Source organism: Paraburkholderia yinzeri, from assembly GCF_046581065.1.
GTDB lineage: Bacteria > Pseudomonadota > Gammaproteobacteria > Burkholderiales > Burkholderiaceae > Paraburkholderia.
Genome location: NZ_JBFOCJ010000001.1, coordinates 1,815,890 through 1,839,821 on the forward strand (window position 1 = coordinate 1,815,890; position 23,932 = coordinate 1,839,821).

21 protein-coding genes are annotated in these 23,932 nt (G+C 64.7%); 19 read left to right on the forward strand and 2 right to left on the reverse strand.

Features of this window, described 5'->3' with window-relative positions; all coding sequences use genetic code 11:
- Window positions 1-105: 105 nt before the first annotated feature.
- Entirely contained in the window at window positions 106-753 is a 648-nt protein-coding gene (gene ompA, locus WJ542_RS08700; RefSeq protein ID WP_411188919.1) for an outer membrane protein OmpA, read from the reverse strand.
- Between the two features lie 542 nt (window positions 754-1,295).
- Between ompA and gyrA the strand changes: the two genes are divergently transcribed.
- From gyrA to cysM, 17 genes are all read left to right on the forward strand, one after another.
- Window positions 1,296-3,908, forward strand: coding sequence for a DNA gyrase subunit A (gene gyrA, locus WJ542_RS08705; RefSeq protein ID WP_411188920.1), 2,613 nt, complete (start codon window positions 1,296-1,298; stop codon window positions 3,906-3,908).
- A gap of 189 nt (window positions 3,909-4,097) precedes the next feature.
- Entirely contained in the window at window positions 4,098-4,706 is a 609-nt protein-coding gene (locus WJ542_RS08710) for a DUF2059 domain-containing protein (RefSeq protein ID WP_411188921.1), read from the forward strand.
- Window positions 4,707-4,884: 178 nt separating this feature from the next.
- A complete protein-coding gene (gene serC / locus WJ542_RS08715) occupies window positions 4,885-5,967 on the forward strand; it encodes a 3-phosphoserine/phosphohydroxythreonine transaminase (RefSeq protein WP_411188922.1) in 1,083 nt (360 codons plus the stop codon).
- A gap of 69 nt (window positions 5,968-6,036) precedes the next feature.
- On the forward strand, window positions 6,037-7,119 hold the full coding sequence (gene pheA, locus WJ542_RS08720; protein ID WP_411188923.1) for a prephenate dehydratase: 1,083 nt from the start codon (window positions 6,037-6,039) through the stop codon (window positions 7,117-7,119).
- 57 nt (window positions 7,120-7,176) lie between these two features.
- Window positions 7,177-8,283, forward strand: coding sequence for a histidinol-phosphate transaminase (gene hisC, locus WJ542_RS08725; RefSeq protein WP_411188924.1), 1,107 nt, complete (start codon window positions 7,177-7,179; stop codon window positions 8,281-8,283).
- A gap of 34 nt (window positions 8,284-8,317) precedes the next feature.
- The gene (locus WJ542_RS08730) at window positions 8,318-9,253 is read left to right on the forward strand and encodes a prephenate dehydrogenase (protein ID WP_411188925.1); all 936 of its coding nucleotides are present in this window, start codon (window positions 8,318-8,320) and stop codon (window positions 9,251-9,253) included.
- A 64-nt stretch (window positions 9,254-9,317) separates the two neighbouring features.
- Window positions 9,318-10,622, forward strand: coding sequence for a 3-phosphoshikimate 1-carboxyvinyltransferase (gene aroA, locus WJ542_RS08735; RefSeq protein WP_411188926.1), 1,305 nt, complete (start codon window positions 9,318-9,320; stop codon window positions 10,620-10,622).
- A 71-nt stretch (window positions 10,623-10,693) separates the two neighbouring features.
- Complete coding sequence (gene cmk / locus WJ542_RS08740; RefSeq protein WP_411188927.1) at window positions 10,694-11,419, forward strand: (d)CMP kinase; 726 nt, start codon at window positions 10,694-10,696, stop codon at window positions 11,417-11,419.
- Between the two features lie 159 nt (window positions 11,420-11,578).
- Window positions 11,579-13,309 (forward strand): 30S ribosomal protein S1, encoded by a 1,731-nt coding sequence (rpsA, locus tag WJ542_RS08745; RefSeq protein WP_411190507.1) that lies wholly within the window; start codon window positions 11,579-11,581, stop codon window positions 13,307-13,309.
- A gap of 26 nt (window positions 13,310-13,335) precedes the next feature.
- The gene (locus WJ542_RS08750) at window positions 13,336-13,659 is read left to right on the forward strand and encodes an integration host factor subunit beta (RefSeq protein WP_411188928.1); all 324 of its coding nucleotides are present in this window, start codon (window positions 13,336-13,338) and stop codon (window positions 13,657-13,659) included.
- Between the two features lie 279 nt (window positions 13,660-13,938).
- On the forward strand, window positions 13,939-14,232 hold the full coding sequence (locus WJ542_RS08755) for a lipopolysaccharide assembly protein LapA domain-containing protein (RefSeq protein WP_411188929.1): 294 nt from the start codon (window positions 13,939-13,941) through the stop codon (window positions 14,230-14,232).
- 64 nt (window positions 14,233-14,296) lie between these two features.
- Window positions 14,297-15,472, forward strand: a complete 1,176-nt coding sequence (gene lapB, locus WJ542_RS08760) for a lipopolysaccharide assembly protein LapB (RefSeq protein WP_411188930.1) — start codon at window positions 14,297-14,299, stop codon at window positions 15,470-15,472.
- Between the two features lie 79 nt (window positions 15,473-15,551).
- Window positions 15,552-16,958 (forward strand): UDP-glucose dehydrogenase family protein, encoded by a 1,407-nt coding sequence (locus WJ542_RS08765; protein WP_411188931.1) that lies wholly within the window; start codon window positions 15,552-15,554, stop codon window positions 16,956-16,958.
- Window positions 16,921-17,928, forward strand: coding sequence for a D-glycero-beta-D-manno-heptose-7-phosphate kinase (gene rfaE1 / locus WJ542_RS08770; RefSeq protein ID WP_411188932.1), 1,008 nt, complete (start codon window positions 16,921-16,923; stop codon window positions 17,926-17,928). The genes WJ542_RS08765 and rfaE1 overlap by 38 nt, the downstream gene beginning before the upstream one ends.
- Before the next feature lie 12 nt (window positions 17,929-17,940).
- Entirely contained in the window at window positions 17,941-18,933 is a 993-nt protein-coding gene (gene rfaD / locus WJ542_RS08775; protein ID WP_411188934.1) for an ADP-glyceromanno-heptose 6-epimerase, read from the forward strand.
- A gap of 78 nt (window positions 18,934-19,011) precedes the next feature.
- On the forward strand, window positions 19,012-19,368 hold the full coding sequence (locus WJ542_RS08780) for a ComEA family DNA-binding protein (RefSeq protein ID WP_411188935.1): 357 nt from the start codon (window positions 19,012-19,014) through the stop codon (window positions 19,366-19,368).
- A gap of 266 nt (window positions 19,369-19,634) precedes the next feature.
- Window positions 19,635-20,537 carry a cysteine synthase CysM gene (cysM, locus tag WJ542_RS08785; RefSeq protein ID WP_411188936.1) on the forward strand — a complete coding sequence of 301 codons (903 nt, stop codon included), beginning with the start codon at window positions 19,635-19,637 and terminating at the stop codon, window positions 20,535-20,537.
- Window positions 20,538-20,603: 66 nt separating this feature from the next.
- Here the strand turns inward: cysM and mltB are convergent, their stop codons facing one another.
- On the reverse strand, window positions 20,604-21,899 hold the full coding sequence (mltB, locus tag WJ542_RS08790) for a lytic murein transglycosylase B (RefSeq protein WP_411188937.1): 1,296 nt from the start codon (window positions 21,897-21,899) through the stop codon (window positions 20,604-20,606).
- A 204-nt stretch (window positions 21,900-22,103) separates the two neighbouring features.
- On the opposite strand from mltB, the gene WJ542_RS08795 reads away from it, so the two are divergent.
- Together WJ542_RS08795 and WJ542_RS08800 are read left to right on the forward strand one after the other, a co-directional pair.
- Entirely contained in the window at window positions 22,104-23,030 is a 927-nt protein-coding gene (locus WJ542_RS08795) for a histone deacetylase family protein (RefSeq protein WP_411188938.1), read from the forward strand.
- A 90-nt stretch (window positions 23,031-23,120) separates the two neighbouring features.
- On the forward strand, window positions 23,121-23,930 hold the full coding sequence (locus WJ542_RS08800; RefSeq protein ID WP_411188939.1) for an enoyl-CoA hydratase: 810 nt from the start codon (window positions 23,121-23,123) through the stop codon (window positions 23,928-23,930).
- The last annotated feature ends 2 nt before the right edge of the window (window positions 23,931-23,932 follow it).

Sequence of the window (23,932 nt, forward strand, 5' to 3'; positions counted from 1 at the left end):
GATGGCGGCAAAATGCCACGCACCTTCGCAGTGCCTCTCAGGACGTGAAGAATAAAAAAGCCCCGCCGAAGCGGGGCTTTGAGACTTTCAGTCGCGACTCGCGAATTACTGCTTCTGCGTGCCGACAACTTCGACTTCCACGCGACGATCCGGTGCGAGGCAGGCGATGAGAGCCTTGTGGTTCTTCTGGTTGCAGCCCGTCGTGACCGGGTTGCGCTTGCCCTTGCCTTCCGTGTAGACACGGTCGGCCGGCACGCCCTTGCTGACCAGGTACGCCTTGACGGCTTGCGCACGGCGCAGCGACAGACGGTCGTTGTACGCGTTCGAGCCGATGCGGTCGGTGTAGCCGGTTGCAACGACGACTTCCAGGTTCAGAGCTTCGATCTTGCTTGCCAGATCGTCCAGCTTTTCCTTGCCGGCCGGCTTCAGGATAGCCTTGTCGAAGTCGAACAGAGCGTCAGCCTGATACGTGATCTTCTGGCTCGTGATGGCCGGCGGCGGCGGCGGAGCGACCGGCGGCTGCGGTGCCTGGGCGACCAGCGCGCCATCGCACTTGGCGTTGGCCGTGGCCGGCGTCCAGAACGCATCGCGCCAGCAAAGCTCGTTCGTGCCGTTCATCCACACCCACTCGCCCGTACCATTCACCCAGTTGTCATTGACGGCTTGTCGCGACGCCGGCACCGACTGTGCCTGAGCGGATGCAGCCATGACTGCGGTAGCTGCAATGAACGCGAGCTTTGAAAGTTTATTCATATTTCTCCTCTCGAAATTGAGATTACCGCAGGTTTACTGCGAGCCATATGACGAAGACAAGTCATACATTGCTCGAAGTATAACATTGGCGCGTTGCAGCGAACGTGTTGTGTAGACTTCGAGCAGCGTCTAACTTTGTGCGTTGGCATTTTGCCATATCGTTCCCGTCGTACGATAAAAAAAATCCGCCCCTTTCTTTGCGATCGATCGAATGTGGTACACCCGCAACAAAAAGTTCCCGCGGGATACCCTGGTATGGCGCCTGATTTCGGGCAGGTCCCGCAAACGGGCGGGTGCTGCACTGCGGATATCCTGGCGGCTCCTCGCCGGAGTCGCCGGATGGCGCTCAGGTGGCGTTCTGAGCGGTTCGGCGCCACCCCTCTAATAGGTATACGTAGAGCGAAGTCGGGGGTGTCGTGCGTGGTAGAATCGCGTGATGCGCTGCGTCCGCGGCGTCCATGCGACAGCAGGGTGCGCTTTTGCGTTGCTGCCTCCGGGTAGCATCGCGCGTGCCTCGCGTGTGCCTGTATACGACATCGATAATGGATCAATTCGCCAAAGAGACTCTGCCTATCTCCCTCGAGGAGGAAATGCGCCGCTCGTATCTCGACTACGCGATGAGCGTGATTGTCGGGCGGGCGCTCCCGGATGTTCGCGACGGCCTCAAGCCCGTGCACCGGCGCGTGCTCTACGCGATGCACGAACTGAACAACGACTGGAACCGCGCCTACAAGAAGTCGGCGCGTATCGTCGGCGACGTCATCGGTAAATACCATCCCCACGGCGACACGGCTGTCTACGACACGATCGTCCGCATGGCGCAGAATTTTTCGCTGCGCTACATGCTGGTGGACGGCCAGGGTAATTTCGGTTCGATCGACGGCGACAATGCCGCCGCGATGCGGTACACCGAAATCCGCATGGCGAAGATCGGTCACGAACTGCTGGCCGACATCGACAAGGAAACGGTCGATTTTGGGCCGAACTACGACGGCAGCGAAAGCGAACCGCTGATCCTGCCCGCGCGCATCCCGAACCTGCTCATCAACGGTTCGTCGGGGATCGCGGTCGGCATGGCCACGAACATTCCGCCGCACAACCTGAACGAAGTCGTCGATGCTTGTCAGCATCTTCTGAAGAATCCGCAGGCGTCGATCGACGAACTCATCGAAATCATTCCGGCGCCCGATTTTCCGACCGCCGGCATCATCTACGGTGTCTCCGGCGTGCGCGACGGTTATCGCACCGGCCGTGGCCGGGTGGTGATGCGCGCGGCCACGCACTTCGAGGAAATCGATCGCGGTCAGCGCATGGCGATCATCGTCGACGAACTGCCGTACCAGGTGAACAAGCGGTCGCTGCTGGAACGTATCGCCGAACTCGTCAACGAGAAGAAGCTCGAAGGCATTTCCGATATTCGCGACGAATCCGACAAGAGCGGCATGCGCGTCGTGATCGAGCTCAAGCGCGGCGAAGTGCCCGAGGTTATCCTCAACAATCTGTACAAGGCGACGCAGCTGCAGGACACGTTCGGCATGAACATGGTCGCGCTGGTAGACAACCAGCCGAAGCTGCTGAACCTGAGGGAAATGCTCGAGCATTTCCTGTCGCACCGCCGCGAGGTGCTGACGCGGCGCACTGTATACGAACTGCGCAAGGCGCGCGAACGCGGCCACGTGCTGGAAGGCCTCGCCGTCGCGCTCGCGAACATCGACGAGTTCATTGCGCTCATCAAGGCCGCGCCTACGCCGCCTATCGCGAAGCAGGAACTCATGAACCGCTCGTGGGATTCGTCCCTCGTGCGCGAAATGCTCGCGCGCGCCGAGACCGAAAACTCGGCGGCGGGCGGCCGCGAGGCGTATCGCCCGGAAGGGTTGAACCCGCAGTACGGCATGCAGGGCGACGGTCTCTATCGTCTGTCCGATACCCAGGCGCAGGAAATCCTGCAGATGCGTCTGCAGCGCCTAACGGGGCTGGAGCAGGACAAGATCATCGGCGAGTACCGCGACGTGATGGCCCAGATTGCCGACCTGCTCGACATTCTTGCACGCCCCGAGCGCGTAACGGTCATGATCTCCGACGAACTCACCGCGATCAAGAGCGAATTCGGCGACGAACGCCGTTCGAAGATCGAGATGAACGCGACCGAGCTCAACACTGAGGACCTGATCACGCCGCAGGACATGGTCGTGACCATGTCGCACGCGGGTTACGTGAAATCGCAGCCGTTGTCCGAATATCGCGCCCAGAAGCGCGGAGGTCGCGGCAAGCAGGCCACCTCGATGAAGGACGACGACTGGATCGACACGCTCTTCATCGCCAACACCCACGACCACATCCTGTGCTTCTCGAATCGCGGGCGCGTCTACTGGGTGAAGGTCTACGAAGTGCCGCAGGGCTCGCGCAACTCGCGCGGCCGGCCGATCGTCAACATGTTCCCGCTCCAGGACGGTGAAAAGATTACGGTTGTCTTGCCGGTCAAGGAGTTTTCGGCCGACAAGTACGTCTTCATGGCGACCGCGCTCGGTACCGTGAAGAAGACGCCGCTCGAGGCCTTCAGCCGCCCGTTGCGCAAGGGTATTATTGCGGTCGGCCTCGATGACGGCGATTACCTGATCGGCGCGGCCATCACCGACGGCGAACACGACGTCATGCTGTTCTCCGACGCCGGCAAGGCCGTGCGCTTCGACGAGAACGACGTGCGCCCGATGGGCCGCGAAGCGCGCGGCGTGCGCGGCATGCAGCTCGAAGAGAGTCAGCAGGTCATCGCGCTCCTCGTGGCGGGCGACGAGCAGCAGTCGGTGCTCACCGCAACCGAGAACGGCTACGGCAAGCGCACCCCGATCACCGAGTACACGCGCCACGGGCGCGGTACGAAGGGGATGATCGCGATCCAGACGTCGGAGCGCAACGGCAAGGTGGTCGCAGCGACGCTCGTGGACCCGGAAGCCCAGATCATGCTGATCACGACGACAGGCGTGCTGATTCGCACGCGTGTTTCCGAGATACGCGAAATGGGCCGCGCGACGCAAGGTGTTACACTCATCAGCCTTGACGAAGGCACGAAACTCTCCGGCCTGCAGCAGGTCGCAGAGGCCGACGGGGAAGGCGAAGCGGGTGATGCCGAGCCGGGCGAGGGTGAAAGCCAGGAGTAAGCAGGCGTGATGCAAAGCGACGGTCCGCGAGATGCGGGCGGGCCAGCGCAGGAAGGTCCTGAAATGGTGCCGGGCGGATCCGGCTGCGGGCGACCGTCTTCGAGTGAAGACGGTGCCGCGCGGGTCTGAGTTTGTCCCTGAATGGTCCGTCTGGCAGGCAGTTCGACTAATTTCTCTAAGGGAGTAATGATGCAAAAACGATTCAAGCAGGTTTTGTTGCTGGCCGCTCTCGTGCCGACGTTTGCGATGGCTCAGGCGCTCCAGAACCAGGCGCCCGACCAGTCTGCACCGGCCGCTGCCGCAGCACCGATCGATCCGGCAAAGCAAGCCGCGATCAAGGACCTGCTCGACGCGATCGACGCGCAGAAGCTCGTCGGCGCAATCGGCAACAGCGCGCAGATGCAGGCCAAGCAACTCGTCCCGGCGATCCTGTCGGACGCGCTGACGGAAAACAAGACGATGACGGACAAGCAGAAGCAGGCTTCCGTCCCGGGGCTGCAGAAGAATGCCGTGCCGAAGCTGGTTGACTCGGCAGGCCAGGTCTTCGCGACCCCCGCGTTCCAGCAAGATGCCATGCAAGCTCAGTACGACGCTTACGCGAAGTACTACAGCACGCAGGAAATCAAGGACCTGACGACGTTCTACCGCAGCCCGACCGGCCGCAAGTTCATCCAGGTGCAAGACCAGGTGGGCCGCGACGTCGTGAACGGCCTGATGCAGAAGTACATGCCGCAGTCGATCAAGGCAACGCGTCAGCAGGCTGACCAGGAAGTCGCCAACGCCGCCAAGGCCAAGTAAGTCAGGCATACCGGCGCCGCTGGCTGCCGGGCTCGCGTTGGCGGGTTCCAGCTGACAGTGCGATAATGGTTGTTTGCGCGTGAGCGCAAGCAACCATTTTTCATTTCGGGCGCGTTTTTCCGGTGCCTTTTATGCCACCGTGATACCGCCGCGCCTGCCTCCCCGGGGTCCTTTAACGATGCGCGTCTTCAACTTCTCCGCCGGACCTGCGGCCATGCCCGAAGAAGTGCTGCGCCAGGCCGCCGACGAAATGCTCGACTGGCACGGTAGCGGCATGAGCGTGATGGAAATGAGCCATCGCGGCCCCGAGTTCATGCAGATCCACAGCGAGGCGCTGCTCGACCTGCGCGAGTTGATGGAAGTCCCGGCGAGCCACCACATCCTGTTCTTGCAAGGTGGCGGCATTGGCGAGAACGCGATCGTGCCGCTGAACCTGTTCGGGGTGAAGCCGCGCGCCGACTTCGTGGTCACCGGCGCCTGGTCGCAGAAGTCGCAGAAGGAGGCGCTCAAGTACGGCGCGTCGCACATCGCGGCCAGCGGGCGGACCGAGGCGGGCTTCACGCATGCGCCGTCCGCGAACGAGTGGAAGCTTTCGGACGATCCCGCTTACGTCCATTTGTGCACGAACGAGACGATCGACGGCGTCGAGACCTTCGAGATCCCCGATCTCGGCGACATTCCGCTCGTGGCCGACGCTTCGTCGCACATCCTCTCGCGCCCGATGGACATCGCCAAGTACGGCGTGCTCTACGGCGGCGCGCAGAAGAACATCGGCATGGCCGGCGTGACGGTCGTGATCGTGCGCGAGGATCTGCTCGACCGCGCGATGTCGATCTGCCCGTCCGCGTTCGAATGGAAGACGGTTGCCGCGAACAACTCCATGTTCAACACGCCGCCCACCTATGCGATCTACATCGCCGGGCTCGTGTTCAAGTGGCTCAAGCGCCAGGGTGGCCTCACCGCCATCGAAGCGCGCAACATCGAAAAAGCGAAGCTGCTCTACGACACGATCGACGCGAGCGGCTTCTACATCAACAAGGTGGAGCGCCGCGCGCGCTCGCGGATGAACGTACCGTTCTTCCTCGCCGACGAATCACGTAACGAAGATTTCCTTGCCGGCGCGAAGGCGCGTGGGCTGTTGCAGCTGAAGGGCCACAAGTCCGTCGGCGGCATGCGGGCGTCGATTTACAACGCGGTGCCGCTCGAAGCAGTGAAAGCGCTGGTCGAGTACATGAAGGAATTCGAAGCGAAGCACGCATGAGCGCCGCATTTAGTATCTAACTATGCGCGGCTCGCGCGTGCGCCTCCTTTCAGATTGCCGGTCTCACGCATGGACGACGAACTCAATTCCAAACTCAAGCCGCTGCGCGAACGTATCGACGCGATCGATGCGCAACTGATCGCGCTGCTCAACCAGCGCGCGGCGGTGGCGCTCGAAGTGGGCGAGGTCAAGAAGCACTACAACGCGCCGGTGTTCCGCCCGGAGCGCGAGCTGCAGGTGATCGCGCGCCTGCAGGGACTGAGCGCAGGGCCGCTCGGCAACGAGCACATCAGCGCGATCTGGCGCGAGATCATGGCCGCGAGCCGCTCGCTCGAAAAGACGATCACCGCGGCCTATCTCGGGCCGGTCGGCACCTATAGCGAGCAGGCGATGCACGCGTACTTCGGCCAGTCGATCGAAGGCTTGCCGTGTCCGTCGATCGACGAGGTGTTCCGCTCGGTCGAGGCCGGGGCCTCCGAGTTCGGCGTGGTGCCGGTCGAGAATTCGAGCGAAGGCGCCGTGTCGCGCTCGCTCGACCTGTTTCTCGAGACGCAGCTCGTGATCGGCGGGGAAATCGCGCTGCCGATCGAGCACAACCTGATGACGCAAAGCGGCAAGCTGGCGGGCGTGACGCGCGTGTGCGCGCATCCGCAAGCGCTCGCGCAGTGCCAGCACTGGCTCACGGCGCACGCACCGCACCTGGAACGCCAGGCCGTGGCGAGCAACGCGGAGGCGGCGCGTCTTGCCGGCGCCGACCCGACGGTCGCCGCCATTGCCGGCGAGCGGGCGGCCACCCATTACGGCCTCCTGATCGCGAATGCGCTGATCCAGGACGATCCGCACAATCGCACGCGCTTCGTCGTGATCGGCAAGCAGCCGGCGGGCCCGACGGGCAACGACCAGACGTCGATGATCGTTTCGGTGAAGAACGAGCCGGGCGCCGTCTACAAGCTGCTCGAACCGCTCGCGCGCCACGGCGTGTCGATGACGCGCTTCGAGTCGCGTCCGGCGCGTGTCGGTACGTGGGAGTACTACTTCTATATCGACTTCGAGGGCCATCGCGACGATCCCGCCGTGGCCGGCGCGCTCGACGATCTCGGCAAGAAGGCCGCGTATCTGAAGATCCTGGGTTCGTATCCGCGCTCGCGCTGAAAACGTGGTCGGGCGGCTGCCAGGCCGTCCGCCAGGAACTGCTGAAGGAGACCCTGCATGACATCGCAATTCGGCCCGAACTACGTGCGCGCGATCGCGCCCTACGTTGCGGGCAGGCCGATTTCGGAAGTGGCGCGCGAGTTCGGGCTCGACGAGGCGCGCATCGTGAAGCTCGCCTCGAACGAGAACCCGCTCGGCATGCCCGAGTCGGCGCAACGCGCAATCGCGCAGGCCGCGTGCGAGCTGGGCCGTTATCCCGATTCGAACGCGTTCGAACTGAAGGCCGCGCTCGCCGCGCGCTACGACGTGCCGCCCGAATGGATCACGCTCGGCAACGGCAGCAACGACATCCTTGAACTCGCGGCGCGTGCGTTCGTCGAGCGGGGGCAGTCGATCGTCTATTCGCAGTACTCGTTCGCGGTCTATGCGCTCGCCGCGCAGGGCCTCGGTGCAAGGCATCTCGTGACGCCGGCCGTCCATCATGGCCACGATCTCGACGCGATGCTCGCGGCGATTGCCGACGACACGCGCCTCGTCTTCGTCGCCAATCCGAACAACCCGACCGGCACGTTCATCGACGGCGCGACGCTCGAGGCCTTCATCGCGAAGGTGCCGAGCCATGTGGTGGTCGTGCTCGACGAGGCCTACACGGAGTATCTTGCCGCCGGCAAGCGTTACGACTCGATTGCCTGGGTGCGCCGCTATCCGAACCTGCTCGTGTCGCGCACGTTCTCGAAGGCGTACGGGCTCGCCGGTCTGCGCATCGGCTTCGCGATTGCGCAGCCGGAGCTGACCGATCTGCTGAACCGTTTGCGTCAGCCGTTCAACGTGAATACGCTCGCGCAGGCTGCGGCTGTTGCCGCACTCGGCGACACCGCGTTCCTCGAAAAGAGCGCCGCGCTCAACGCCGAAGGGTATCGCCTGCTGACGGCCGCTTTCGAACGCCTCAAGCTCGAATACGTGCCGTCGGACGGTAACTTCGTGCTCGTGCGCGTAGGCAATGAAGACGGCGCGGGCGACCGGGTGAATCTCGCCTTGCTCAGGCAGGGCGTGATCGTGCGTCCGGTCGGCAACTATGGCCTGCCGCAGTGGCTGCGCGTGACGATCGGCCTGCCCGAGGAGAACGTGGCCTTCCTCGCGGCGCTTGAACGCGCGCTCGTGTGAGCGACGCGTATGTTTTCGTTTTTCCGGTGATGTCGTGAGCGTGTTTTCCTTCAACAAACTGGTGATTTTCGGTGTCGGCCTGATCGGCGGGTCGCTCGCTCGCGGGCTGCGCGAGCGCGGTGCCGGCGGCCTCCATGCGGGCCGCGTGATTGGCGTGGGGCGGCGTCTGCATTCGGTCGAGCGCGCGCTCGAACTGGGCGTGATCGATGCGGCCGCCACGCTCGACGACGATGCGGCGCTGGCCGAAGCGCTCAAGGGCGCCGACGTCGTGCTGCTGGCTGCGCCTGTCGCGCAGATGCGCGCGTTGTTCGAGCGCATCGCGCCGCATCTCGAAGACGAGACGCTCATCACTGATGCGGGCAGCACCAAGAGCGACGTGATCGAGGCCGCGCGCGCGGCGCTCGGCGCGCGTATCGCGCAGTTCGTGCCGGCTCACCCGATTGCGGGCCGCGAGTCGAGCGGCGTGGAGGCCGCGCTGCCCGATCTCTATGTCGGCCGCAACGTGGTGCTGTGCCCGCTCGCGGAGAACGCGCCGGAAGCGGTCGAGCGCATCGCCGCGATGTGGCGCGCGACGGGGGCCGTGATCGGCACGATGAGCGCTGCGCAGCATGATCGCGTGTTCGCCTCGGTGAGCCATCTGCCGCACGTGCTGTCGTTCGCCCTCGTGGACCAGATCCTCGCGTCGCCCGATGCCGAGCTCAAATTTTCGTTCGCTGCCGGAGGCTTTCGCGATTTCACGCGTATTGCCGCGTCGAGCCCGGAGATGTGGCGCGACGTCTGCCTCGCGAACCGCGCGGCGTTGCTCGCCGAGCTCGACGCCTACACCGAAGTGCTGGCGAAGCTGCGCGCAGCCATCGACACCGGCGACGGCGCCGCCCTCGAAACGGTGTTCGCGCGCTCGCGCGCGGCGCGCAGCGCGTGGCAGGAGCGCGGCGGCAAGCGCGCTGCCGAGGCCGCACCGGACAAGTAAGCCGAAAGATCAGCCGACAGACCCGCCGCGCCCTCGCGCCCGACCGAATTCTCAGGACACACCCATGGACTACCTCGATCTCGGACCTTTCTCCCGTGCGTCCGGCACCGTCCGCCTGCCCGGCTCGAAGAGCATCTCGAACCGCGTGCTGCTGCTCGCGGCGCTGGCCGAAGGCGAGACCACGATCACGAATCTGCTCGACTCCGACGACACGCGGGTCATGCTCGACGCGCTCGAAAAGCTCGGCGTGAAGCTCAAGCGCGAAGACGACACCTGCGTCGTGCAGGGCACGCGCGGCGCATTCACGGCGGTGCGCGCGGATCTCTTCCTCGGCAACGCGGGTACGGCCGTGCGTCCGCTCACGGCGGCGCTCGCGGTGAACGGCGGCGACTACCGCATTCACGGCGTACCGCGCATGCACGAACGGCCGATCGGCGACCTCGTGGACGGCCTGCGCCAGATCGGCGCGAAGATCGATTACGAGGAGAACGAAGGCTTTCCGCCGCTGCGCATTCGTCCGTCGGCGATTTCGGTCGATGCGCCGATCACCGTGCGCGGCGACGTTTCGAGCCAGTTCCTCACGGCGCTGCTGATGACGCTGCCGCTCGTGCGCGCCAAGGACGGCGTGACGGTCGTGCAGGTGGACGGCGAGCTCATTTCGAAGCCTTATATCGAGATCACGATCAAGCTCATGGAGCGCTTTGGCGTGAAGGTCGGGCGCCACGGCTGGCACCGCTTCGAAGTGCCGGCGGGCGTGCGCTATCAGTCGCCCGGCAAGATCATGGTCGAGGGCGACGCGTCGTCCGCGTCGTATTTCCTCGCCGCGGGCGCCATCGGCGGCGGTCCGCTGCGCGTGGAGGGCGTGGGGCGCGCGAGCATCCAGGGCGACATCGGCTTTGCCGACGCGCTCGGCCGCATGGGCGCCAACGTCACGATGGCCGACGACTGGATCGAAGTGCGCGGGATCGGCAACGATCACGGCAAGCTCGACCCGATCGACATGGACTTCAATCTGATTCCCGACGCGGCCATGACGATCGCCGTGGCGGCGCTTTTCGCGGACGGCGCCACGACGCTGCGCAATATCGCGAGCTGGCGCGTGAAGGAAACCGACCGCATCGCGGCGATGGCCAAGGAGCTGCGCAAGGTCGGCGCGGAGGTGGAGGAGGGCGTGGACTATCTGATCGTGCGCCCGCCCGCGCAACTCACGCCGAACGCGGCAATCGACACGTACGACGATCACCGCATGGCAATGTGCTTCTCGCTCGTGAGTCTCGGCGGCGTGCCCGTGCGCATCAACGACCCGAAATGCGTCGGCAAGACGTTCCCCGACTATTTCGACCGGTTCCTCGCGCTCGCGCAGCCGTAACGCCTTATTTTTCCCTGACGCCGATACTGAAGTTGTCACCGTAGTGGTTCGCAGTTGCTAATAACGCCAGCATGAAATCAAACCGTCCCTTTTATCCGACGCCCGTCATTGCAATCGACGGCCCGACCGCTTCCGGCAAGGGCACGGTGGCCACGCTCGTGGCCGCGCATCTCGGCTTTCACCTGCTCGACAGCGGCGCCCTGTACCGGCTCGCGGCGCTCGCCAGCATCCGCTATGCGATTGCCTGCGACGACGCGGACGGCCTTGCAAAGCTGATCGACGATCTTCACATCACGTTCCGCGAGGGGCTTGCGCAGCTCGACGGCGTCGATGTCTCGACCGAAATCCGCGCCGAGGAAGTCGGCAACCGGGCCTCGGTGATCGCCGCGCATCCTTCGGTGCGCGCGGCGCTCGTGGCGCGCCAGCGGGCCTTCCGCAAGCTGCCGGGGCTCGTCGCGGACGGTCGCGACATGGGTACCGTGATCTTTCCGGAGGCGGTTCTGAAGGTGTTTCTGACAGCGAGCGTCGAGGCCCGCGCGGCCCGCCGGCATAAGCAATTGATCCAGAAGGGATTTTCTGCTAATATGGATGACTTGCTCCGGGATTTGCGTGAACGCGATGCGCGCGACAGTAGTCGCACGGCCGCGCCGCTCAAGCCCGCAGCAGATGCGAAGCTTCTGGACACCTCGGCGCTCTCGATCGACCAGGCGGTCGAACAGGTGGTGCAGTGGTACCAGACGCTGTCGTCAGCATCGCAGCCCGCCCGTCACCACGACGGGCACGGCAAACAGGCGTAAGCCGTAGTTGTAGTAGCAGTGGTGCTCCGCACGAGCGGAGCGTGTGTTAAACCCTTTAACCCCGTATGGCTTTCGCATCCGTGCCGCGAACAGGCGTTCCGGCAGCAAGGCGGGACCGGTCCAGATGACCGGCAGGCAGTCGAACCCGCGGCGAAAACCCTGCAAATTCAGATTTTTATGTCCGACCTGCAAACCTCCACCCCGAATACCGAATCTTTCGCGGCTCTGTTCGAAGAGTCGCTGACCCGCCAGGACATGCGCGCCGGCGAAGTCATCTCCGCTGAAGTCGTGCGCGTCGACCACAACTTCGTGGTCGTGAACGCTGGCCTGAAGTCCGAGGCCTACATTCCCATCGAGGAATTCCTGAACGACCAGGGCGAAGTGGAGGTTCAGGCGGGCGATTTCGTTTCCGTCGCGATCGACGCGCTGGAAAACGGCTACGGCGACACGATCCTGTCGCGCGACAAGGCGAAGCGTCTCGCTTCGTGGCTGTCGCTGGAAAAGGCTCTCGACAACAACGAACTCGTGACCGGCACGATCACGGGCAAGGTCAAGGGCGGCATGACCGTCATGGTCAACGGCATCCGCGCGTTCCTGCCGGGTTCGCTCGTCGACACGCGTCCGGTCAAGGACACCACGCCGTACGAAGGCAAGACCCTCGAATTCCGCGTCATCAAGCTCGACCGCAAGCGTAACAACGTCGTGCTGTCGCGCCGTGCCGTGATCGAAGCCACGCAAGGCGAAGAGCGCGCCAAGCTGCTCGAAACGCTGAAGGAAGGCGCGATCGTCAACGGCGTGGTCAAGAACATCACCGACTACGGCGCGTTCGTGGACCTCGGCGGCATCGACGGCCTGCTGCACATCACCGACATCGCATGGCGTCGCGTGCGTCACCCGAGCGAAGTTCTCTCGGTTGGCCAGGAAGTCACCGCGAAGATCCTCAAGTTCGACCAGGAAAAGAACCGCGTTTCGCTCGGTATCAAGCAACTGGGCGACGATCCGTGGGAAGGCATCTCGCGCCGTTACCCGTCGGGCACGCGCCTGTTCGGCAAGGTCACGAACATCACCGACTACGGCGCGTTCGTCGAAGTCGAATCGGGCATCGAAGGCCTGGTTCACGTTTCCGAAATGGACTGGACCAACAAGAACGTTGCGCCGTCGAAGGTTGTCCAGCTCGGCGACGAAGTCGAAGTCATGGTCCTCGAGATCGACGAAGACCGCCGCCGCATCTCGCTCGGCATGAAGCAGTGCAAGCCGAATCCGTGGGATGACTTCAGCCGCAACTTCAAGAAGGGCGACAAGCTGCAAGGCGCGATCAAGTCGATCACCGACTTCGGCGTCTTCATCGGTCTGCCTGGCGGCATCGACGGCCTGGTTCACCTCTCCGACCTGTCGTGGAGCGAAACCGGCGAAGAAGCCGTGCGCAAGTACAAGAAGGGCGACGAAGTCGAAGCCGTGGTTCTGGGCATCGACGTCGAGAAGGAACGCATTTCGCTCGGCATCAAGCAGCTCGAAGGCGACCCGTTCAGCAACTTCGTTGCCATCAACGACAAGGGTGCGACTGTCGACGGTACGGTGAAGTCGGTCGACGCGAAGGGTGCGGTTATCACCCTGACGGCCGACGTCGAAGGCTACCTGCGTGCTTCGGAAATCGCGCAAGACCGCGTGGAAGATGCTCGCAACGTGCTGAAGGAAGGCGACAAGGTTAACGCGATGATCATCAACATCGATCGCAAGTCGCGTGGCATCAACCTGTCGATCAAGGCGAAGGACTCGGCTGAAACGCAGGAAGCGCTGCGCAGCATGTCGTCGGACACGGGTTCGGCTGCCACCGGCACGACCAACCTCGGCGCGCTGCTCAAGGCCAAGCTCGACGGCCAGAACCAGTAAGCCTCATAACGGGGGCAAGCTGAAGTATGACCAAATCTGAATTGGTCGCGCAGCTGGCTACGCGATTTCCGCAACTTGTCCTCAAGGATGCGGATTTCGCGGTCAAGACGATGCTCGATGCGATGTCCGAGGCGCTTGCCAAGGGCCATCGCATCGAAATTCGCGGTTTTGGCAGCTTCGGCCTGAACCGCCGGCCGTCGCGCGTGGGACGCAACCCGAAGTCGGGTGAGAAGGTGCTGGTGCCTGAGAAGTTCGTGCCGCACTTCAAGCCGGGCAAGGAATTGCGCGAGCGTGTGGACCGGCGTGCGGGCGAGCCGCTGAAAGCGGACGAGCCGGACGATGATCTGTAAGTCGCCCTTGGGTGCTTGCGGTTGTCGGCGGTCAATGCCAGATGGCCAGATATAAGGACCGGAAAGCGCCGGGGGTTATCGACCCCCGGCGTTTTTTTTTGTGCATACCCGGTGGTATCGCCTGCGGATTCGCCGCGTGCCCGCGACATGCGCTATAGCGCACATCCCGATGGGCGAGGCGTTCATTTACAATACGGGTCACTTCGGCACGGCTCGTGCTGCGGCGCAGCATGGCGGCCGGTGCCGGCGCCTTCTTCGCAACTGCCAAGAGACTCTTTCATGAGATTGATTGCCTGGGTGATCCGTGTGCTGGTATTCGTGTTGCTGCTCGTGCTTGCGCTCGCCAACACGCAAACCACAACGTTGAACTTTCTTGCCGGGTACGCGTGGCAGGCTCCGCTGATCTTGATCGGCCTCGCATTCTTCGTGGTGGGGTTGCTGGCCGGGCTGCTTTCGGCGCTGCCGGGCCTGTTCCGGCTGCGTATGGAGAATGGCCGCCTGAAGCGCGATCTGCGGGTGGCGCGCGAGACGCCGTCGCCGGTTGTCGAGCCGCCGCTGCCGCCGCTCATCTGACGCCATCGTTTCGCCGTGCGCCCGCAAGGCGTGCGGCTTGTGTCCCGCTTACACCGTCGCTCGCATGGATCTCGATTTCTGGTGGCTTCTCGTCATTCCCGTCGCTTTCGCGCTCGGCTGGATGGCGTCGCGCTACGACCTCAAGGCGCTTTTGTCCGAAAGCGCCAACCTGCCGCGCTCCTATTTCCGCGGCCTGAATTTCCTGCTCAACGAACAGCCGGACAAGGCCATCGATGCGTTCATCGAAGTCGCCAAGCTCGATCCCGAAACGGTCGAGCTGCACTTCGCGCTCGGCAACCTGTTCCGCCGCCGCGGCGAGACCGACCGCGCCATCCGCGTGCACCAGAATCTGCTTTCGCGCCCGGACCTGCCGGTGAACGAGCGCGATCACGCGCTCTATGAACTCGGCCAGGATTATCTGAAGGCGGGCATGCTTGATCGCGCGGAAGAGACCTTCGTCTCGCTGCAATCGGGCGACTATGCGCTGGGCGCCCAGCGGGCACTGCTCACGATCTACGGCATCGAGAAGGACTGGAACCGCTCGATCGATACCGCGCGCCAGCTCGAAACCATGGGCGCGGGTTCGCTCGACGTCGAAATCGCCCAGTTCCATTGCGAGCTGGCGCAGGAAGCGCTACAGCAGAAGAAGCCCGACGAAGCGCGGCGCCAGCTCGAGCTCGCGCTCAAGGCGAATCCTCAGAATGTGCGCGCGACGATCCTTGGCGGCGACGCCGACGCGGCGGGTGGCGACTGGGAGGCGGCGCTCGACCGGTGGCGCGGCGTGGAGGAGCAGAATCCCGCGTATCTGCCGCTCGTCGCCGAGAAGGTCATGAAAGCCTACGAATCGCTCGGCCGCGCGGAAGAGGGCGCGCAATTGCTGACCACGTGGGTCGATACGTATCCGTCGAACGATCTGCTCGACGTCGCCTACAAGTACGTTGCGGCGCTGCGTGGCGGCGACGCGGCGCACGCGCTTGCGCGCACGCAGATGCAGAAGGCACCGAATCTCGCCGGCATGGCGCGTCTGCTCGAAGCGCAGCAGGCCACGGCAGAGGAGCCGCGCAACAGCGAGCTCCAGTTGATGCGCTCGCTCCTGCAGCAGCGCACCAAAAATTTGCCACGCTACACGTGCCAGAATTGCGGCTTCCGGGCGCGCCTCTTCTACTGGCAGTGCCCGGGGTGCAGCGGCTGGGAAACCTACGCGCCGCGCCGCGTCGAGCCGATCCCCGCGTCGAGCTGAGCGTCCGGCGTTCGTCCGCGGGCCGTATGCAGGCGGGGCGGCGCCGCAACACAACACAGAATCTCTCACCGGAGCGCGTATGAAAATCACCATTGTCGGCACCGGCTACGTCGGCCTCGTCACCGGGGCGTGCCTTGCCGAGATCGGTCACGACGTGTTCTGCCTCGACGTCGATCCGCGCAAGATCGACATCCTGAATGGCGGTGGCGTGCCCATCCACGAACCGGGCCTGCTCGAGCTCATTGCGCGCAACCGTGCGGCGGGCCGCATCACGTTTTCCACCGACGTCGCCGCGAGCGTCGCGCACGGCGAGGTGCAGTTCATCGCCGTGGGGACGCCGCCCGACGAGGACGGCTCCGCCGACCTGCAATACGTGCTCGAAGCGGCGCGCAACATCGGCCGCCACATGAGCGCCTTCAAGGTGATCGTGGACAAGTCGACCGTGCCCGTGGGCACCGCGCAGCGCGTTCACGCCGTGCTCGGCGAGGAACTCGCGAGGCGCGGCCTGGCGGGCAGCGCGGAGCATCGCTACTCGGTTGTCTCGAATCCCGAGTTCCTGAAGGAAGGCGCGGCCGTCGACGACTTCATGCGGCCCGACCGCATCATCATCGGTATCGACGAAGACGAGAACGGCGGCCTCGCGCGCGAGAAGATGAAGCGCCTCTATGCGCCGTTCAACCGCAATCACGAGCGCACGATCTACATGGACGTGCGTTCCGCCGAGTTCACGAAGTACGCGGCCAACGCCATGCTCGCCACGCGCATTTCGTTCATGAACGAAATGGCCAACCTCGCCGATCGCGTAGGCGCCGATATCGAGTCGGTGCGTCGCGGCATTGGCTCTGATCCGCGCATCGGCTATCACTTCCTCTATGCCGGCTGCGGCTACGGCGGCTCGTGCTTTCCGAAGGACGTGCAGGCGCTGATCCGCACCGCAGCGGAATCGGGCCAGAATCTGCGCATTCTCGAAGCCGTCGAGGACGTGAACCACGGGCAGAAGGAAGTGCTGGTGCGCAAGATCGTCGGCGCATTCGGGGACGATCTTTCCGGCCGGCGCTTCGCGGTCTGGGGGCTCGCATTCAAGCCGAACACGGACGACATGCGCGAGGCGTCGAGCCGTCGCCTGATTGCCGAGCTGCTCGCGCGCGGCGCGGCGGTGACGGCCTACGATCCGGTTGCGACCGACGAGGCGCGCCGCGTGTTCGGACTCGATCTCGCACACGTGCCGGAACTGCTCGCGCGGCTGACGTTTGCAACGGGTCCCGAAGAGACGGTCGTGGGGGCCGACGCGCTCGTGATCGTTACCGAATGGACCGTTTTCAAGGCGCCGGACTTCGCCTACCTGAAGTCCGTGCTCAAGTCGCCGTTTATTTTCGACGGCCGCAATCTCTACGAGCCGGACGCGATGGCGGAACTCGGCATTGACTACTATTCGATTGGGCGACCCCATGTCAAGCTCGCAACCGATGCAACTCCCACGGTCTGATTCCACGGAGAAGGGCGTCGCGACGCCCGCGCCTGCCGTCGAGCACGTGCCGCGCGAGCGCTTCGCCGCCGCGCGCGTGCTCGTGGTGGGCGACGTGATGCTCGACCGTTACTGGTTCGGCGACGTCAACCGCATTTCACCCGAAGCGCCGGTGCCGGTCGTGCACGTGCAGCGCCAGGAGGATCGCCTGGGCGGCGCGGCGAACGTTGCGCGCAACGCCACCGCGCTCGGCGCGCAAGCGGGCCTGCTCTGCGTGGTCGGCCACGACGAGCCGGGCGAGCGCATCGTCGGACTGCTCGGCGAAAGCGGCGTCAACGCCCATCTCGAACGCGATCCTGCGTTGCCCACCACGATCAAGCTGCGCGTGCTTTCGCGTCAGCAGCAGTTGCTGCGTGTGGACTTCGAAAACACGCCGGCGCACGAAGTGCTGCTCGCAGGCCTCGCGCGCTTCGACGCACTGCTGCCCTCGCACGACGTGATCCTCATGTCCGACTACGCGAAGGGCGGCCTCACGCACGTCACGCAGATGATCGCGAAGGCGCGTGCGGCAGGCAAGGCCGTGCTGGTCGACCCGAAGGGCGACGACTGGGAGCGCTATCGCGGCGCGAGCGTCATCACGCCGAACCGCGCCGAGCTGCGCGAGGTGGTGGGCACGTGGAAGTCCGAAGAGGATCTGCTCGCGCGCGTGACGAAGCTGCGCCGAGAGCTGCAGTTCGATGCGCTGCTGCTGACGCGCTCGGAGGAGGGCATGACGCTCTTCACCGACGACGGCGTGCTGCACGCGGCGGCCGACGCGCGCGAAGTGTATGATGTTTCGGGCGCCGGCGACACGGTGATCGCCACGGTGGCCGTGGCGCTGGGCGCGGGCCTGCCGCTCGTGCAGGGCGTCGCGCTCGCGAACCGTGCGGCCGGCATCGTGGTCGGCAAGCTCGGGACCGCTACCGTCGACTACGACGAACTCTTTCGCTGACGCAGGCACACCATGACTCTTATCGTGACCGGCGCGGCCGGCTTCATCGGCAGCAATATCGTCAAGGCGCTCAACGAGCGCGGCGAGGATCGCATCATCGCCGTCGATAACCTCACGCGCGCCGACAAGTTCAAAAATCTGGTCGATTGCGAAATCGACGACTACCTCGACAAGACCGAATTCGTCGAGCGCTTCGCGCGCGGCGACTTCGGTAAAGTGCGCGCGATATTCCACGAAGGCGCCTGTTCGGACACGATGGAGACCGACGGCCGCTACATGATGGACAACAACTTCCGCTACAGCCGCGCGGTGCTCGACGCCTGCCTCGCGCAGCGCGTGCAGTTCCTGTATGCCTCGTCGGCGGCGATCTACGGCGGTTCGAGCCGCTTCGTCGAAGATCGCGAGGTGGAGGCGCCGCTGAACGTCTACGGCTACTCGAAGTTCCTGTTCGACCAGGTGATCCGCCGCGTGCTGCCCACGGCGCAGAGCCAGATTGCGGGCTTTCGCTACTTCAACGTCTATGGTCCGCGCGAAACGCACAAGGGCCGCATGGCGTCGGTGGCGTTCCACAACTTCAACCAGTTCCGCGCCGAAGGCAAAGTGAAGCTGTTCGGCGAGTACAACGGCTATGCGCCGGGCGAGCAGACGCGCGACTTCGTCTCGGTCGAGGACGTCGTGAAGGTCAATCTGTTCTTCTTCGATCATCCCGGGAAGACGGGCATTTTCAATCTGGGCAGCGGCCGTGCGCAACCGTTCAACGACATTGCAAGCACCGTGGTCAACACGTTGCGCGCGATGGAAGGCAAGAACGCGCTGACACTCGGCGAACAGGTGGAGCAAGGTTTGATCGAGTACATTCCGTTCCCCGACGCGTTGCGCGGCAAGTACCAGTGCTTCACGCAGGCCGATCAGACGAAACTGCGCGCAGTAGGCTACGACGCGCCGTTCCTCACGGTGCAGGAAGGCGTCGATCGCTACGTGCGTTGGCTGTCTGGCCAGGTGTAATTCGCACCCGCCGCTCCCTAAACTGGACTCTCACTGCCGGCGACGGTCGCCGGCAGGTCGTTTCAAGGGAGATCCAGCATGTTCAGAAAACTGCTCGCCGCGGCACTCTTCGTTGCCGCAGTCGGCCACGCGTTCGCGGCGGTCGACGTCAACACCGCCAATGAAGACGCGCTGCGCGGCATCAAGGGCATCGGGCCGGCACGCGCGAAGGCCATTCTCGACGAGCGCGGCGCGCACGGGCCGTTCAGGGACGCCTCCGACCTCGGCAAGCGCGTGAAGGGCATGGGCGGCCATACGGTCGAACGTTTGCAGGCCGAAGGATTGTCGGTCGGGCCGGCGAGCGCGCAGGCCGCGCACGGCAACGGTCAGTCGGCACAAACTGCGAAGGCGGCACCGCCTGGACAGCCGGCGGCCGCCGTGACGGTCAAGAAGTAGCCGCCGTCCCGTTCTTCGCTTACGCGCGGTAGCGCCTGACGGTCCCTTCAGGTGGCCACTCAGGTGACGTCGACCCGTGGCCTTGACCCGCGGCCCGGGCCGCGGGTTTTTTGCGCCACCGTGCAATCATCGCAGCGCCACACCACAGCGGCCTCGCCCCTACCGCTGTCAGGGGTCGTCAGCGCCAGGCCACTGCGTGGTTTAGAATCGACGGATCACATCCTACGCGCCATGCCTTGTGCATCGCGCCCGAAACGCAATCTGCCATGCCATACAAGACCATTGAAGACACGATCGGCAACACGCCCCTCGTGCAACTCGTCCGCCTGGTGGACGACGACATCCGCGCGCGCAACAACGTCATCCTGGCCAAGCTGGAGGGCAACAATCCCGCGGGCTCGGTGAAGGATCGTCCGGCGCTCTCGATGATCCGCAAGGCGGAAGAGCGCGGCCGCATCAAGCCCGGCGACACGCTCATCGAGGCCACGAGCGGCAACACCGGCATCGCGCTCGCGATGGCAGCGGCGATTCGCGGCTACAAGATGCTGCTCATCATGCCGGAGGATCTCTCGGTCGAGCGCCGCCAGAGCATGGCTGCCTACGGCGCGCAGATCCTGCTCACGCCGGTCAAGGGCGGCATGGAGTACGCGCGCGATCTCGCCGAGCAGATGCAGCGCGACGGCAAGGGCATCATCCTCGACCAGTTCGCGAACCCGGACAACCCGCTTGCCCACTACGAGGCCACCGGTCCGGAAATCTGGAACGAGACCGAGGGCCGCATCACGCACTTCGTGTCGTCGATGGGCACGACCGGCACGATCATGGGCACGTCGCAGTTTCTGAAGGAAAAGAATCCGGCCATCGAGATCGTCGGGGCGCAGCCGGAAGAAGGTTCGCGCATTCCGGGCATCCGCAAGTGGCCGGAGGCATACCTGCCGAAAATCTTCGACCGCAGCCGCGTCGATCGCACCGAGAACGTGAGCCAGGCCGCCGCCGAGACCATGGCGCGGCGCCTCGCTTCCGTCGAAGGCATTTTCGCGGGGATATCGTCGGGCGGCGCGTGCGAGGTGGCGATGCGCATTGCACGTCAGGTCGAGAACGCGACCATCGTGTTCATTGTCTGCGATCGTGGCGACCGTTATCTTTCGACTGGCGTGTTCCCGGCCTGAGCGGCGTCGTGACGCGCGGGTGGCGCGCCGCTCAGGAAAAGCGGGGGGCCACCCCTGGATCGATGTTTACTGCTGATCGCCGGGAGCGGGCGCCATACCCGGCGCGGCAGGGCCACCCGATCCACCCGGGCTACCCGATCCGCTATTACCTGGCCCGCTGCCCACACCGGGCTGCGTCGCCAGCATCTGCGCCTTCACGCGCATCCCCAACTGATACACCGCAAGCGCATAGAAGAAGCTGCGGTTGTAACGCGTCAGCACGTAGAAGTTCTTCAGCCCGAGCATGTACTGAGTGGGCCGCCCCGGCGTCGGCAGATCGACGACCGTGACCGGCGTGCCCGCTTCGGCCGCGATGTCCACGCTCGGCTCGCCGAGCACTAGCCCCGAGCGCAGCAACTGTTCGAGCGGCCAGTGCGGTTCCGGCTGCCCGTCGGCGGCGGCCTGCGCGATACCTTGGCTACCCGCATCGCCGGCGATCTGCCAGACCACCGGACGGCCCGATTCCCAGCCGTTCTGCCGCAGATAGTTGGCGACGCTGCCGATTGCGTCGGCCGGGCTCGTGCGCAGGTCGATATGGTTATTGCCGTCGTAGTCCACCGCATACTGCACGATGCTGCTCGGCAGGAACTGCGGAATGCCGATTGCGCCCGTGTAGGAACCCAGCACCGAGGTCGGATCGATCTGCGCGCCGCGCGTCCACACCAGATAGTCTTCAAGATTCTTGCGGAACGTTGCTTCGCGGTCGGCGCGGTTCGGCGTGTTCGGGTAGTCGAACGCAAGCGTCGTCAGCGCGTCGAGCGCGCGGAAGTTGCCCATGTAGCGGCCGTAGATCGTCTCGACGCCGATAATGCCGACGATCACCTCCGGCGGCACGCCGAACTCGTCGGCGGCGCGCTGCAGCGTGGCTGCGTTTTCGCGCCAGAACTTCACGCCCGCATTGATGCGCACGGGATCGAGAAAGCGCGCCTGGTAGACGCGCCAGTTCTTGATGCCCGGCGTGGGCGAGGGGGTGACGAGCTTCACCGCCGTCGCCGAATAGCTCACGCCCGCGAACAGCGCGTGCAGCGCGGTCGGGTCGAAGTCGTAGCGCGCCACCATGTCGTTGATGAATCCGTCGACATCCGGGTTGTTCGCATAACGCTGCGGGATGATTTCCTCTTCGAACGTCTGGCCCTGCTGCGTGGGCGCCTGGGGCTGCGCCTGCGTGACGGTGAGCGGGGCCTGGGGCGCTTGGGGTACCTGTGGCGCTGCCGTCTGGGCACGCGCCGTGCCGGTCCACAGCGGCAGCGCGGCGCTGAGCGCGAGGGCGAAAGTCGTGATGCGCAGGCGGCCGGATGCGGACAGAGCGGACTTGAGCGTCATGGGAAGCGGAAAGGTGGGAGCGAAGAGTGAAAGGGGCACGGGGCAGTATACCCGAGCGCCCCGCCGGAATTGGCGCTCCGGCGTGCCGGGTCGGCGCTTTCGCACGGAGTCCCTGTGGTAACGTGATGACTGATTGCGTGCTTTTCCGGCGCGCCCCAAGGATGGAGACCCGCGGCGACGTGCATGCCGCGGCAAGCACGACATATGACGACCGGATTCTTTACGCACCCAGACTGCCTGCTGCATGAAATGGGCGACTGGCATCCCGAATGCCCGGCGCGCCTGCAGGCCATCGAAGACCAGTTGATCGCGGGCCGCATCGACACGCTGATCGAGCGCGACGAGTCGGCTCCGCTCGCCGAAGTGTCAGCGCTGCTGCGCGTGCACACGCAGGCGCATATCGACTTCATCCGCAATACGTCACCGCAAGAAGGGTATGCGGAGATCGATCCCGATACGTCGATGAATCCGCACACGTGGCAGGCTGCGCTGCGCGCCGCGGGCGCGGCGCTTGCCGCCACCGACGCCGTGATCGCGGGGCGCTACGAAAACGCGTTCTGCAGCATCCGGCCGCCGGGCCATCACGCGGAACCCGCGCGCGCAATGGGTTTTTGCTTCTTCAATAACGTCGCGGTCGCGGCGCGGCACGCGCTGGAGGTGCACGGCCTCGAGCGCGTCGCGATCATCGATTTCGACGTACACCACGGAAACGGCACGGAGGCGGCCTTTGCGGGCGACTCGCGCGTGCTGATGTGCAGCTTTTTCCAGCATCCGTTCTACCCGTTCTCGGGTGCGGATCACCCGATGCCGAACATGGTCAACTTGCCGATGGCCGCACGCACGAAGGGCATGGAAGTGCGCGAGGCCATCGACCTGATGTGGCTGCCGCGCCTGCACGAATTCAAGCCGGAGATGCTGTTCATTTCGGCAGGCTTCGACGCGCATCGCGAGGACGACCTCGGCAACATGGGCCTCGTCGAGGACGACTTCGCGTGGATCACCGAGCAGGTCCGCGCGATCGCCCAACGCTATGCGAAGGGGCGCATCGTGAGCTGCCTCGAAGGCGGCTATAACCTCTCGGCGCTCGGGCGCAGCGTGGTCGCGCATCTGCGCGCGCTCGCCGATCTGTGAAATCGCCGCGCATCGCCGTGCCGTGTTGCCGTATTGCCGTGTCGCTTTGTCATGCCTCGTGACACGCATCGAGCCTGAAGGAGAGTGTGCATGAGCGTTCAACCGTCCGTCCCGGCCACCGGTGCCGAATCGTCGCTAATCGAAGTGACGCACGATGCCTGGGGTGTGCCGGGCGTCGTGCGTGTCACGCTGAACCGGCCCGATGCGTTCAACGCGCTCTCCGAGGCGCTCATCGACGCGCTGCAGGAACAGCTTTCGGCGCTGGCAAAGTCGCCGGCGCGCGTGGTCGTCATCGCCGGTGCGGGCCGCGCGTTCTGCGCCGGGCACGATCTCAAGGAAATGCGGGCGGCCCCTTCGCGCGAGTACTACGCGCAGCTATTCGCGCGCTGCACGAAGCTGATGCTGACGATCCAGAAAATGCCGCAGCCCGTGATCGCGCGCGTGCACGGCGTCGCGACGGCGGCCGGCTGCCAGCTCGTGGCGATGTGCGATCTGGCCGTCGCTGCCGACACGGCACGCTTCGCCGTATCGGGCATCAACCTCGGTCTCTTCTGCTCGACGCCCGCGGTGCCGCTTACGCGCAACGTTTCGCGCAAGGCGGCGTTCGAGATGCTGATGACGGGAGAATTCATCGATGCCGTCGCTGCACAGCGCGAGGGGCTCGTGAACCGCGTGGTTGCGCCGGAAGAACTCGACGCGGCGGTGACGGCGCTGGCCGCAAGCATTTGCGCCAAGCCACGCGAAGCGGTCGTGGCCGGCAAGGGGCTCTTCTACCGGCAGCTCGAAATGGGCATCGAGGCCGCGTACCAGTTGGCGGGCCAGACGATGGCCTGCAACATGATGACCGACCCCGCGCTCGATGGCGTGCAGGCTTTCATCGAGCGCCGCGGGGTGAAGTGAGG

Bases quoted from the DNA above. Each gene is read 5' to 3' on its own strand.
- ompA (WP_411188919.1), bottom strand. From the start codon at position 753: ATGAATAAACTTTCAAAGCTCGCGTTCATTGCAGCTACCGCAGTCATG.
- gyrA (WP_411188920.1), top strand. From the start codon at position 1,296: ATGGATCAATTCGCCAAAGAGACTCTGCCTATCTCCCTCGAGGAGGAA.
- WJ542_RS08710 (WP_411188921.1), top strand. From the start codon at position 4,098: ATGCAAAAACGATTCAAGCAGGTTTTGTTGCTGGCCGCTCTCGTGCCG.
- serC (WP_411188922.1), top strand. From the start codon at position 4,885: ATGCGCGTCTTCAACTTCTCCGCCGGACCTGCGGCCATGCCCGAAGAA.
- pheA (WP_411188923.1), top strand. From the start codon at position 6,037: ATGGACGACGAACTCAATTCCAAACTCAAGCCGCTGCGCGAACGTATC.
- hisC (WP_411188924.1), top strand. From the start codon at position 7,177: ATGACATCGCAATTCGGCCCGAACTACGTGCGCGCGATCGCGCCCTAC.
- aroA (WP_411188926.1), top strand. From the start codon at position 9,318: ATGGACTACCTCGATCTCGGACCTTTCTCCCGTGCGTCCGGCACCGTC.
- cmk (WP_411188927.1), top strand. From the start codon at position 10,694: ATGAAATCAAACCGTCCCTTTTATCCGACGCCCGTCATTGCAATCGAC.
- WJ542_RS08750 (WP_411188928.1), top strand. From the start codon at position 13,336: ATGACCAAATCTGAATTGGTCGCGCAGCTGGCTACGCGATTTCCGCAA.
- WJ542_RS08755 (WP_411188929.1), top strand. From the start codon at position 13,939: ATGAGATTGATTGCCTGGGTGATCCGTGTGCTGGTATTCGTGTTGCTG.
- lapB (WP_411188930.1), top strand. From the start codon at position 14,297: ATGGATCTCGATTTCTGGTGGCTTCTCGTCATTCCCGTCGCTTTCGCG.
- WJ542_RS08765 (WP_411188931.1), top strand. From the start codon at position 15,552: ATGAAAATCACCATTGTCGGCACCGGCTACGTCGGCCTCGTCACCGGG.
- rfaE1 (WP_411188932.1), top strand. From the start codon at position 16,921: ATGTCAAGCTCGCAACCGATGCAACTCCCACGGTCTGATTCCACGGAG.
- rfaD (WP_411188934.1), top strand. From the start codon at position 17,941: ATGACTCTTATCGTGACCGGCGCGGCCGGCTTCATCGGCAGCAATATC.
- WJ542_RS08780 (WP_411188935.1), top strand. From the start codon at position 19,012: ATGTTCAGAAAACTGCTCGCCGCGGCACTCTTCGTTGCCGCAGTCGGC.
- cysM (WP_411188936.1), top strand. From the start codon at position 19,635: ATGCCATACAAGACCATTGAAGACACGATCGGCAACACGCCCCTCGTG.
- mltB (WP_411188937.1), bottom strand. From the start codon at position 21,899: ATGACGCTCAAGTCCGCTCTGTCCGCATCCGGCCGCCTGCGCATCACG.
- WJ542_RS08795 (WP_411188938.1), top strand. From the start codon at position 22,104: ATGACGACCGGATTCTTTACGCACCCAGACTGCCTGCTGCATGAAATG.
- WJ542_RS08800 (WP_411188939.1), top strand. From the start codon at position 23,121: ATGAGCGTTCAACCGTCCGTCCCGGCCACCGGTGCCGAATCGTCGCTA.